Here is a 12,854-nt window from a genome sequence, read left to right as displayed (position 1 = left end):
CTAAAAGTCTGGAGAAAAAGATGAATCTCATTGGTTGCAATCGCAACCTGCTTTGATTCCCTATTTTCTCTGGGACTTTCTTAACGCTTTCGCATCCTATCTTACCAACGGAAGTGTGCGAATGCACGGTTAGCTTCAGCCATACGGTGAGTGTCTTCACGTTTCTTAACTGCTGCACCAGTGTTATTAGCAGCATCCAAGATTTCTTTTGCAAGACGGTCTTGCATTGTGTGCTCACCACGAAGACGAGCGATTGTTACCAACCAACGAAGTCCAAGTGTTGTACGACGTTCTGGACGAACTTCAACTGGGACTTGGTAGTTAGAACCACCAACACGACGTGCACGTACTTCAAGTACAGGCATAATGTTTTCCATAGCTGTTTCAAATACTTCAAGTGCATCGTTGCCAGTAGCTTCTTTGATTTGCTCAAAGGCACCATAAACGATTGAAGCAGCTGTACCACGTTTACCATCAAGCATAACGCGGTTGATAAGACGAGTAACTAGTTGTGAATTGTAAAGCGGATCTGGCAATACGTCACGTTTTGGAGCTCTATTTTTACGACTCATTTCTCTTTATCCCCTTTCCTTATGCTTTTGGACGTTTAGTACCGTATTTAGAACGGCCTTGTTTACGATCGTTAACACCTGCAGTATCAAGTGCTCCACGGACGATATGGTAACGTACCCCTGGAAGGTCTTTTACACGTCCACCACGAAGAAGAACCACGCTGTGCTCTTGCAAGTTGTGTCCGATACCTGGGATGTAGGCAGTAACTTCGATAAGGTTGCTCAAACGTACACGAGCGAATTTACGAAGGGCTGAGTTAGGTTTTTTAGGTGTCATTGTTCCAACACGAGTTGCAACACCACGTTTTTGTGGTGAAGAAACGTTTGTTTGAACTTTTTTATGACTGTTGTAACCAACGTTCAAAGCTGGTGATTTAGATTTTTCTACTTTTGATTTACGCGGTTTGCGAACCAATTGGTTAATTGTAGGCATCTACATTCTCCTGTGTTTTTTATTTTTGGTGATGATACACTTGGTGACAGCTATCATCTGTGTGTACTTTTGCAACATTTGTCAGCACGTCCCTGTACACTCTTGAGAGACCAAAAGTAAAAAGTACCGTCTATTATTGTAACAAAATTTTCCATTGCTTGTCAAGATATTTTTCTTTTTTTATCGTCTTTCCAATCTTTAAATTCTGATCAGAACAAGAAGATTAATCATAACTATTTGTTCCTTCAATTATAGTCCTTTGAAGTTAGCGGAGCTAGAAGCTTCTGTCACTAAGAAATATGACAAATGTCATAAAAAAAGAAAGTTGTAAAATCAACTTTCTTTTTAATCTATTAAATTTTTATTCCACACTAAATAGGTATGGGTAAACTGGTTGTTGGCCTTGGTGAATCTCTACTTCAACATCTTCGAATTCTTCTGCGATTTCTTGGGCAATTTCATTGGCAAGTTCTTCGCTTCCGTCTTCACCAACATAGAAGGTGACGATTTCACTATCTTCATCCAACATATGTTTCAAGGTTTCAGTTAAGGTTTGGTGCATGTCAGGGTTTGACACGAGGATTTTCCCATCCACCATACCAAGATTATCGTTTTCATGGATTTCTAAGCCATCAATGGTTGTATCACGCACAGCTGTTGTGACGCTTCCGCTAACGACATCGCTAAGAGCAGCAGTCATACGCTCTTGGTTTTCTTCGATAGACTTGCTTGGATCAAAGGCAAGAAGACTTGTCAAACCTTGAGGAAGAGTACGAGCCTCTACCACTACTGCTGGTTGCTCCAAAACTTCTGCTGCAGATTGAGCTGCCATGAAAATATTCTTGTTGTTTGGTAGGAAGATGATGTTACGAGCGTTGACCTGTTCAACAGCCTTGATAAAGTCTTCTGTTGAAGGGTTCATAGTTTGACCGCCTTCGATAACATAATCCACACCTTGAGAACGGAAGATATCTGCTAGACCTTTACCAGCCACTACAGCAATCAAAGCATACTCTTTTTCTTCAGCTGGTTTGCTAACTTGAGCAGCTTCTTTCTCAACCTGTGCTTCGTGTTGGTTACGCATATTGTCAACTTTTACCTTGACCAAGCTACCATATTTGAGACCTTCTTGCATAACAAGTCCTGGATCTTCTGTATGGACATGGACTTTGACAATTTCATCATCATTGACAACAAGGAGAGAATCCCCGAGTTCATTCAAGTAGTTACGGAATTCGTCGTAGTCAAAATCTTTGGCATAGGTTGGACCTTGCTTAAGAGCTACCATGATTTCAGTACAGTAACCAAAGGTGATGTCCTCAGTCGCTACGTGACCAGCTACAGACTTATGATGTTCAGCATTGATCATTTCACTCATGTTGGCCGGAGTCGCTACAAAGTCCTCAGATGCAATATATTCACCAGTAAGGGCTGAAAGGAAACCTTCATAGATGAAGACCAGTCCTTGACCACCTGAATCCACAACGCCAACTTCTTTCAATACTGGAAGCATGTCTGGTGTTTTAGCTAGAGCTGTTTTAGCACCTTCCAAGGCTGCGCGCATGACTTCAACAGCGTCATCTGTTTGCTCAGCTTTTTTCTTAGCACCGATAGCAGCTCCACGAGAAACTGTCAAAATCGTTCCTTCGACTGGTTTCATCACTGCCTTATAGGCAACTTCTACACCTGATTGGAATGCAAGGGCCAAGTCTTGACCTGTTAACTCGTCTTTATCCTTGATGGCTTGTGAAAATCCACGGAAAAGCTGAGACGTAATAACACCTGAGTTTCCACGCGCACCCATCAAAAGACCTTTGGCAAGAATGCTCGCTACCTCGCCAACTGTAGAAGCTGGCTTGTCTGCAACTTCTTTAGCACCATTTTCAATGGTCATTCCCATATTTGTTCCAGTATCTCCATCTGGAACTGGAAAGACGTTTAATGAATTGACATATTCAGCTTGCTTATTCAAGCGAGTTGATGCAGCCTGCACCATTTCTTGAAATAAGCTAGTAGTAATTTTTGACACGGTTATTCTCCTACAACTTTGATATTTTGAATGTAGACATTTACAGTCTGAGCAGTAATTCCAAGCTGGTTTTCCAAGCTAAAACGAACACGCTCTTGAATGTTTTTTGACACTTCGCTAATCTTTGTTCCGTAGCTCAACACGGTATATACATCAACTGCAATACTGCCATCTTCGGCCGCCTTTACAACGACACCTTTGGAATAATTTTCCTTACCTAGAAGGGCTTGGAAATTATCTTTGAGGGCATTTTTACTAGCCATACCGACCACACCAAAAATCTCAGTTGCTGCTCCACCTACGACGGTTGCAATCACTTCATCTGTTAGTTCGATTTGACCATCTTTTGTATTAATTTTTACAGTCATCCTTTTTACCTCAACTAGTTGATACTCTATTTTATCATATTTCAGCCCAAGTGTAAAAGCAGAATACTGTATCAGCGGATATTTACTCTATTTTTCAAATGATTTTATATCTACAGTAAAAGAAAAAAGACCCTAAGGTCTCCTTACTTTTATTATTAAACGCGTTCAACTTTACCTGATTTCAAAGCACGAGCTGAAGCCCAAACTTTTTTAGGTTTACCATCGATAAGAACAGTAACTTTTTGAAGGTTTGGTTTTACGGCACGTTTTGTTTGGTTCATCGCGTGTGAACGGTTGTTTCCTGATACAGTCTTACGACCTGTAAAGTAACATACTTTAGCCATTGTGTTTTCCTCCTATTAGATCTAATATAGCGGATGTGCTAGCACCACATACCGTACTATGTTATCACACTTTCTTTATTTTTGCAAGGGAATTGGAAGATTTGTTTGTGTCTAAATTTTTGGGAATAATCAAATATCCTTATAACTCAATAAGAAAGCGAGATTTTTCAGACAAAAAAACTGGAAAAAGTTCCTCACTTTACCCCAGCCCTTGACTATATTGCACTATTTATGCTACAATATTGTTTGACTGATTAAGCAAAGTGTGTGTTTGTCTTAATCGGTGGTGTAGAAGTTGCTGCTTCTACACCTTTTTCGTTTTTATTTACTCTATTATTGTAACACACATTAGGCAAAAAAGCAACTATTTTGTATAAAAACATGACAAAAACACCTCTAAAAAAATCTTTTTTTAGAGGCTTTTGTCTGCCTTTTTGTATTATTTATGCCCTCTTTTTCTGATAACAGCTTTGTGCGGCCTATGGTTAATACGAAATCCTGCACCTAGTCCCGTATCCCTAAATTCTTCATACTCTTGTCTCCAAGATCCAAAAAATAGATTGTATAGCTGATCAATTCGTTCAAGGAGTATCATTCTGGACATAGTACAAGCCCCTTCGATGGACCAATACATCCCTCGATGTTTCATACGGTAAGTAACCTTTCGGTGCTGACTCTCCATTACTCCGATACCACGTGAGGATAACCCTCTAAGTTTAGGTGGTCTAGTGTCACAGAAATTTCTTAATAATTTCTTACGAAAATTGTAAAAATTATCAAGAGCTTCTTGACTTTCTGTGAGAGATTCAACTGTATCTAGTACGGTCTGAAGCAGGTTCTTCTGATGATTTTTGATGGCCCTAAAAGCAAGATCAAGTAGTGTAGATGGGTACGGCTTCAGGAATCTTTTAAGTTCTTCATTGACATGATAAGCATCCCAGAAATGCTCATGACGTTTAATCCGTAGGACCTTCTTAATTTCTTGAAATATTCTGCGAGAATATCCTTTACCATTGTCCGAGTTAGTGATAAGAAGAGTTCGATCAGTGATTTCAAAATGATTGCAGAGATAGTCTATCAATTCTTCCTTTGCTTGTTCATGGCTTGTATGGATAATCTCATGTTTATTCTCTAGTACATACCGATTATTACCAACCTTCTTCGCTCCAGTATGAATCAGGAAATGGGCTAAGTCTGTATTGTGTCGTTCATCATTGCTTGATGTTGTCTTGACGAGCACACCATCTCCCTCCAGGTAGATTTTATCTACCTGTATTTTTTTCGGTTGCTCATCACCTCTAAACAGCCGATAACGTTCCCTCTCTGAAAAGAGTCTACCTGCCATTTTTACAGACTTCAACACAGCATCCTTTGTTATCTCTAGGCGATAAGCCATCTTAACTGTTCGACAAACTTCACGGTAGGATAAAACGGAAGCGTGTTTTGCCATGTGAAAAATCAACTCAGGAGAATAACGCATATACTTTTCTAAGCCTAGCCACTCATCAACAGGATAACAAGTTTTCTTTCCCTTTCGCCAGCGATTCCTAGAAAAGGTCATCTCTCCAAATGTAAAAACAACTGTCCTCTCTGTACTATCTATCCGTTTATATCCCCTCCGTCTCATGGTGGGAGCTATCTGCTCGTCATAATCTCTTACTCGCTTCAGGAATTGCTGCTTACGTTTGCGATCTAGTTCTGCGACAAATTCTTTTTCATCAAATCTAAACATACTCTCTATTGTACTGAAATCATGACTAGATTGAAAATATCAGAAACTTTTACAAGGTTTTTTCATCTTCAAAACGTCGGTCAACTTTCTCTTCACGACTACGCACGTGCTCCTTAACATCTCTATAATCTGTGTAATGTTTTAATGTATCATCAAAGAACTCTTGTAAGGCTCCTTTTTCAATTTGGAATTGTTTGATCAGTTGACTGACATCTTCCAGTCCCATATCTTTTGGAACTCCTAAATCATCCAATAGTTGTACCGCTACAAGACTATTTTCTGGAGATTTCTGGATGGCTAAAAGTGCTCCTTCAATTTTATGATAACGTCCAAGTCGCTCATCTAGTTGTCTTAATTCCTCCAGGGTAATCTCAATCTTTTCATTAAAACGATTTTCCAAATGTTGAAATTGTGCTCCATCTGTCACGCCGTGCTCGACTAAGAAATTATATTCCTTAATCAGCTCACGTATAGAGGAAATTTGAGCATTTTTAGTTACGACTGTCTCACCATTTTGTTTGGCCAATTGTCTTGCGACAGTCAAACCCATCATGTACCGATTTTTTTGTGATTGATCAGGATTGAGAAAATAAAAATAGTCTTTCTCTTTGATATAGATGGTATAATTTCCATCCTCATTTTTATCAACTTTATGAGAAGGTATTAAAATTGTACCACTATTTAAAGCTCCCATATCCATCTGCACGTAAATGCCTTGCTTGCTTTCTTGCTCGACCTGCCAGGATTCCACTTCCAATTTCAATTCAAAATCATTTGCCGTTTTTTCTTTTGATTCTTGGTATTGTTCTTTCAATTCCTCCACATCAAAAACTAACTGATTCTTAGAAATTCTCTCTTTTATTTTTTCAAGAGAATAGAGTCCTTTCTTCGATAATGTATCATCTCGGACATTTCTTTGTTGGGGCTGATCGAGCAATTTATACTTCACAAATTTTCCAGAGAAATCAATCTGAAGATTAAGCGCAGCTGACTTTTGTTTGAAATCTTCTAACGACAAAGAGTGCTTCAGAAGAAAATCCAGACGCTCCTTAATTTCAAACCGATAATTATTTTGTCTCCGCCAAGCAGAATACTTTGTATAAGAATTTTTCATAGTAGGCTCAATAATTTTAGCGCCGTATCGTGCCGCATGTTTGTCCGAAATGCCTCTCAAATTTTTCAAGGTTTTCTTTTCCCAACGAAATTTCTTGAGCGTTGAGGTATTGGTGGTATTAAGTATGATATGGTTATGAAGATGATCTTTATCCGTGTGGGTTGCGATCACAAACTCATAATTTCCACCTGTCAATTCTAACATCGTTTGACGGCCAATTTCATGAACCTGCTCAGGAGTCAAGTTATCATCTGGAGAAAAAGACTGGATAATGTGATGGGCCAATACTTGTTTTCCTGAAGATAATTCTTTCAAGTCATCATCTCCTTTTTTAAAGGCTGCAGCCAATTTTGTCATAACCATTTCCTCATCTGCTACGCTAAAATCAGAGATCCCATTGCCAGATACTAGCTTCATTTGAAGTTCACCATTATGATAGACAAGAGGAAAATCAAGATCACTTTCTGCGGTTTCTGACACAAGTGTTTTCGCTTCATTCAGAATATAGCGTACAGCTATTTTTAAATTGGAAGGAGTTTTAATTTGTTTGGGTGCTTTGATTACTACCATTCGTCATACGTCCTTATAGTTTTTACTTTTCGCTCCTGTAAACTTTTCTTCTCTGCGCTAGAAAGTTTGGCAGCTACCATCTCTTTCAACTCAGATAGATAGTCAATAACTTGTGCTACTTCCTCTGTCGTAACCCCTTGATTTTCGTTAGCATGCTTGGCAATTTGGTTGATGTTCGTGCCCACTCGATTGATAGCAACTCGAAGGTCTTTCAATTCAGAAAAATCAATTTGAACCACCTTCCCTTGTACCAGTTGATTCTTCGCATAGTATTGAAAAGATGGAACTCCCATTTGGGCCATCGCCGTTTTAATTTGACGATCTTCCTCTGGTGTTAGTCGTATCAATTTTTGTATATAGCGTTTTCTATTTTCTCGTTTCTGCATTATTTTTTTTATCCTCTTTCTCTCAAAGGCTCTGGCATTTTCTGACCAGGCATCATCCCCTGACTTCCTTGTGGCAAGCGTAGCAAATGGATATCCATTTGCGAAATTTAAAAAAAATCAGAGAAGGAGAACCCTGCAGTTTTCCTTCTTGATTTTCTCAGTTTTGGGGAAATCCCCAAGCCCCTTTCTTATATCTTTTGGAGTACAACTTCTAACAATTTATCGTAACCAACTGAAGATGTTTTTGAAAATAGATGATTGCTTATCACTATTTTCTACACTTTTTTCTTTCTGACCTTGCAACTTTTCAGCTAGGACAGAAAGTTGTTGAGTAGTTAGAGGCTGGAAAATAGACTGCCCAATTTGTATTTCTGTCAGTAAGATTTTTTCAGTGAGTACAGCTTGAAATTCTTCATCTGTAATCATCTTGAGTAGCTCAATATTTTCTTCTTCCCACTCCAAAAGAGCAGGATCTCCTTCAGGTAGTTGAGACTGTTCTTCCTCTAGTTGCTCCAGAACTTTTTGGCGAGTCAAGTCTTTAGCGTTTGGCAATACTCCTTGAACTCTGTCTCCATCCATGATTGGAATAAAGTCTGAAAGGATGATAATCAGTTGTTCTTCTTGTTCATTAGTCATGAGTGTTGTCCTCCTTGATGATGATTTGTTTTTAATTTGACCTTGGGTTTATTTGGGGTGTCCCGTTCGGTCATTTCGAGAAACCCTTCTCTTTTTTTGATTGTGCATCTGCTTTCAACTCCTGCTTGTGATCTTCGACAGCCTGCTTGCTCTGATCTTTAAACTTCTCCAGTTTTTGTTCAAAACTACGCTTCGTTTGTTTCTCCTGACTCAATCTTAATTGTTCCAATGCTTGATCCATCCGAACCATTAAACTTTTAGCTTCTTGTTGGACAATATCTAACTGTGCTTCTAAATCAGCAAGTGTCTCCTTATCAGCAGACCACCCAGATAGATAGTTAAAGGAGTACTCTGACGTATCAATACCATAGTATGAAGAAACAACATAAGCAACACTTTCAGCCTGGAGTTCAGCAGTGCTTCTAGTTAGATTTTCTTTTTGAGGATTATCTGCATGATGCAACTCTGCATGAGCCATCTCATGTAAGAAAGTTTTAATAATTTGAGCCTTGTTCATCTCATTACTACGTAAAACAATTTGATTTTCTGGGACAGAATAATATCCATGTTTATTATTTTCCATCTCCTCAAATCGAACCGATACATCATTTTCTTTTGCAATAGCCATCAGGGCACGGTAAAGATTTGCATAGTCCAAATCAGTCAGCTGTTCTTTCACTTCTGCAGCTTTTGGCATCTCCTTTCCTTCTGTCTGACTAACATCAAAAACTGGTACCAAACCAAAGAATGTAACTGTTTCTGGTTTCCCATTTTTATCCAATATTGGTTGGTTATTCTCATCATTTTTGATCTTCGTCATAGGTTTAAAAATACGTAAAGCCTTCTCACCTTTTTTCACATAGCGACCAAAGTTTTCTTTCCACTGCTTGAAAGAAGCTACTTGCCTTGCTTCAGGATTTTGTGCAAGAATTAAGCGTAAGTTGCGATTAGAATAATTATTTAGTTGGCTCATTTTCGTTAGATAGTCTTTGTACTTATCTGAATCCAGAAACTCCTTAATCCCTTCTTTAAAATGACGACTTAATCCTGCCATATCTTTATTTTGAATAAAATCTGCGACTGCAAGACTGCCAGCTGCTAACACAACTTCGTCCGCTTGTAGACTCTCCTCGCCCTCTGGTTTAGAACCTGGTTTCGATCTAAAATCATACGGATTCGTTCCCTGAAGCAACTCCTCCTCATCAGAAACACCATCAGCATCCGCATCATGTTCCAACTCCTGCTTGTTGTAGCCTTGTTCTTCTAGTTTGATTTCTTCCTCTTGTGATTTCTCAAATTCTTCTCGGACTGTGGAGATCGTTTGTTCAACTTTTTCTGATAAACCTTTGATTTCTTTTTGCCATTTTTCAATAAGGGCCAATTGTTCCATAGGTGAGTCTTTGACTCCCAACTTCTCAAACCAAGCAGATAGATTTTCGACCTCAACACTATCCATTCCATCAAAAGAGATAAATCCAAGGCGACCATCATGACTACTATCTGTAAATCCAATTGGACTATTTTCCAAATCTCCAAATGGGAGTTGGGATAGAAGTTGATCTGCGTAAAGAGTATCTTCTAAAGCGTAACTGAACTGAGAAATATCTAACTCACTCGCCAATCTCTCCAGATGATACGGAGTGAATATGGCCCCATCTATCTTCATCAATTCTGGGTACTCTCTCATTTCTCGTGTTCCAAGTCTTCCTTTGTGAGCGATTGGGTTAATCTCATTCCCAATATCGTAACGGATGCCATCCTGGATCAGTTCACCATCGGGAGCGTAGATACTAAACTGGATCTTAGTTGGAGAGATGTAACCTTCTGGGCGACCATCAGTCACTTGTTTTAGTCCTTCCTGATGTAACGGATAGAAGCTCTGATTGGCCTTGTAAAGCTCTCTAGCAAAATCTTGATAAGATATCAGATCTGTTTCTTTAAAGGGCAATTTAGGCCCATCTGGGCGCTCCTCAGCCCATTGAAGGCGTACATGGTAGTTTTCTTTATAGATATGATCTTGTTTCCATTCTTTATAAAAATCTGAATTTGTGTCTAGAAGATGATCTTCTCCAGCTGCAGCAACAATCTGGTCAAATTTATCATTGTACCGTTTCGCATAGTCAAGATACTGATTCCAGGCTTGATGAAATTCTTCTGGAGTTTTTGAGATGTCACCTGGCACACCTAAATTATAGACAGTATCTAGGACTTGAGTAAACATAGCTGAATCAAGTAGTAAGCCATTCAGTGTGTTTTCAGGAGTTATTTGTTCAATTCCCTTAGTTGTATCAAGCTTGATTTCTTCAAACAAGCCATCTTTCAAAATGGTTTGCAACTCATTTCCTCTATCCTTGACATAATCCTCATTGATAGACAACTGTTCAATATTACCATCACGTTCACGAAAGACAGCAAGTATAACTTTTTCCTTAGTTTTCTCTACATCAACTTTTAGATCTCTCTTGATTTTCATGAGAGATGCAGGGACACGTTCTTCTCCTATATCTTTGAAAAGAAGCAAGAAATCCTCGTCTTTACTCTTGATAGCTTCTGAAAAGTTAAGTCGTTGCGCAATTCTCACTTCGTCTAAGTTATCCAAAACAAACGATTTAGGATCAAGAATATCCTCTAGCATAGGAATAACTTGTAATTTTTCTTTTAGACTATTACTAACCAGTATTTGATTATAGTCTCCCCTTCCCTCAGCAAAATCGACTACAAAATCTCCAGCATTCCTACCTGGAACAACTGGCCTGATTCCTGTTAAGTGTAAAAAGTTTTCTCGTTTAAAATTAACATCTAGCAAACTCACCTCTCCATTATTGGAATAGAAATAATAGATTTTACTATTCGCTAATTCCTCTAAATACCATTGAGATGATTTCTGAATAGAACCAGCGTACTGATTCATTCTTTTCAAATCATCAGCTGTAATTGGATGGTATTTCGATTGTCTTCGTTGCACTTCCTCAAAAGTTGTGCTAAAATGTAAGTAACGATAGGGTGATGTCGGGTGACTGGCAACAGTTTGCTCAAAGGTTGCTGATAATTCAGCTTCAGGTTCGGCACTGCCTACAGCATCATGCTGTGAATAGCCCTCTCCACCACTGGCCCTATCATTCATTTGCTCCTGGGAACTCTCAGGAGCTTTTTCTGTGCTCTGAATTTGTTTTTTGGGCTCCCTACCATCTCCAAGAGGATTGGAAGGTTTTTCATAGGTCACTGTTTTGTCCGAATCAATAACCATTTGTTTTCTAGGCTCTACTGAAAAACCTATATTATTCCAGTTTTCCTTCAACCACGCTGCATCTTCAGGAGAAAGGTGGCTGGTATCAGGAAAAGAACTTGATGAGTGAATTTCCTCAGTCTTCTCCATTTGTTTTTCCTGCCTCAGAATCTCATTCCAGTCTGTCTTCTCCTGACCTTCACGTTGTGGTGGTCTTGCATCGATAACTGGGATTTTCTTCTCCCGTAGTTTGGTGATAAAGTCTGTACCTGCTTTATCACGATCAACTGCCAACGTGATGAGATCATCGTATTTGTGATCTTGGAAAAGTGTGGAGGTTTCCGCTGCAACAGATAGGAATCTCGAGGTACGTGTTAGTTCGCTAGACTTGGTATAATCCCTTTCATCCATCGCAATCTCCCCTCGATCCTGTAACATTTCAAGAACATAGTGGGATAATACTCCCTCTTTCAATCCTTCCATCGCAACTAGTCGAACATCGTTTAATTCGCCCTTATGAAGCTCATAATAGCTCATAAGGTCAATTGGTGCCTCTGTCACAATTAAACGCTCAGGAGAGCCTATAGAAACGTTTAAGCCACTGATAGCCTCTGATTGATACATGATTTGTTTCAAGTAGCCCTTACCTGGATGACGTTCTTGATCAGGAACAAGTCCCTGAAGGCTCGCACCTACCAGTTGCTGATTTCTATCCAAGTATTTAAAAACTAATACGTCTTCTATAACGCCCTCTTTGTCCTTACGTTTAGCTTGAGCAATTACTCCCTTCTCAAGGAAGAAGTCGATTGTATCATCAGAGAGACCTCTAATCTCCTTAAGATAGGCTCTCGCCTCCACAAATGGTTGTTCGTAAGGCGCTAGTGTATAGTTGAAGGGTTTTCGCGCTTCCTCTACTGGTTTTGCTTCAGGAAAGGAACCTGTCTCCAAGAATACCATAGCATCTTTATAGCTGACATTTTGCATTTGTTGCACGAGATTGATAGTATCGCCAAATAGGTTTTGAGAATACCAATGCCAGGTATTTTTCACAGTATCAATCTTAAACGAGTCATGCTCGGCCCAGTAATACTCTCGGTGTGACTTTCTCTTCATTTCCATTCCGAGACTACGAGCTACTTCTAAAATATCCAGCGATTTTGCCTGTGCTTTTGTTAAAACCATCCTGTTTCCTCCTCGACCAATTCCTTGAATAAAAGATAACCCTCAGGAGTTGCATCTAGTTCACTAACAACTAATGGATCTTCCTGATTCGTTGTCACAAAAAGATGAGGAGCTAATTGATAAAAACTCTCCTCATCTGCCTGTATAAGTAGCTGCCAAATAGCATAACGTTCTGTGGCTAAATTTTCTAGCTTTAATGCTAGAACCTGCGAGATACTCTCCAGGTATCCTAATTGTGTTTTAGGTGTTTCCATCCTACTAT

Annotated in this window: 11 protein-coding genes; all 11 read right to left on the bottom strand. The window is 39.2% G+C overall.

The window, feature by feature from the left end:
- Positions 1-101: 101 nt before the first annotated feature.
- The 11 genes from rpsG to N5909_RS01175 all read right to left on the bottom strand — a co-directional run bounded on the left by rpsG (position 102) and on the right by N5909_RS01175 (position 12,846).
- Positions 102-572, bottom strand: coding sequence for a 30S ribosomal protein S7 (gene rpsG / locus N5909_RS01225; RefSeq protein ID WP_000087873.1), 471 nt, complete (start codon positions 570-572; stop codon positions 102-104).
- A gap of 19 nt (positions 573-591) precedes the next feature.
- A complete protein-coding gene (gene rpsL / locus N5909_RS01220; protein WP_001142332.1) occupies positions 592-1,005 on the bottom strand; it encodes a 30S ribosomal protein S12 in 414 nt (137 codons plus the stop codon).
- Positions 1,006-1,366: 361 nt separating this feature from the next.
- The gene (locus N5909_RS01215; protein ID WP_000036655.1) at positions 1,367-3,034 is read right to left on the bottom strand and encodes a DAK2 domain-containing protein; all 1,668 of its coding nucleotides are present in this window, start codon (positions 3,032-3,034) and stop codon (positions 1,367-1,369) included.
- A 2-nt stretch (positions 3,035-3,036) separates the two neighbouring features.
- Positions 3,037-3,402, bottom strand: coding sequence for an Asp23/Gls24 family envelope stress response protein (locus N5909_RS01210; protein ID WP_000216437.1), 366 nt, complete (start codon positions 3,400-3,402; stop codon positions 3,037-3,039).
- A gap of 155 nt (positions 3,403-3,557) precedes the next feature.
- On the bottom strand, positions 3,558-3,746 hold the full coding sequence (gene rpmB / locus N5909_RS01205; RefSeq protein WP_001140948.1) for a 50S ribosomal protein L28: 189 nt from the start codon (positions 3,744-3,746) through the stop codon (positions 3,558-3,560).
- Positions 3,747-4,185: 439 nt separating this feature from the next.
- Entirely contained in the window at positions 4,186-5,478 is a 1,293-nt protein-coding gene (locus tag N5909_RS01200; protein ID WP_033681042.1) for an ISLre2 family transposase, read from the bottom strand.
- Between the two features lie 49 nt (positions 5,479-5,527).
- The gene (locus tag N5909_RS01195; protein ID WP_033681041.1) at positions 5,528-7,162 is read right to left on the bottom strand and encodes a relaxase/mobilization nuclease domain-containing protein; all 1,635 of its coding nucleotides are present in this window, start codon (positions 7,160-7,162) and stop codon (positions 5,528-5,530) included.
- Complete coding sequence (mobC, locus tag N5909_RS01190; protein WP_174705266.1) at positions 7,156-7,548, bottom strand: plasmid mobilization relaxosome protein MobC; 393 nt, start codon at positions 7,546-7,548, stop codon at positions 7,156-7,158. The genes N5909_RS01195 and mobC overlap by 7 nt, the downstream gene beginning before the upstream one ends.
- A 219-nt stretch (positions 7,549-7,767) precedes the next feature.
- Entirely contained in the window at positions 7,768-8,184 is a 417-nt protein-coding gene (locus N5909_RS01185; protein ID WP_033681039.1) for a hypothetical protein, read from the bottom strand.
- A 70-nt stretch (positions 8,185-8,254) separates the two neighbouring features.
- Complete coding sequence (locus tag N5909_RS01180; protein WP_033681038.1) at positions 8,255-12,592, bottom strand: PBECR4 domain-containing protein; 4,338 nt, start codon at positions 12,590-12,592, stop codon at positions 8,255-8,257.
- Positions 12,583-12,846 (bottom strand): hypothetical protein, encoded by a 264-nt coding sequence (locus tag N5909_RS01175; protein ID WP_000449753.1) that lies wholly within the window; start codon positions 12,844-12,846, stop codon positions 12,583-12,585. The genes N5909_RS01180 and N5909_RS01175 overlap by 10 nt, the downstream gene beginning before the upstream one ends.
- Positions 12,847-12,854: the final 8 nt, after the last annotated feature.

Source organism: Streptococcus gwangjuensis (assembly GCF_028156745.1).
Taxonomy (GTDB): domain Bacteria; phylum Bacillota; class Bacilli; order Lactobacillales; family Streptococcaceae; genus Streptococcus; species Streptococcus gwangjuense_A.
Note: the sequence above shows the minus strand (reverse complement) of the source record. Positions and strands in the feature narration are given on the sequence as shown.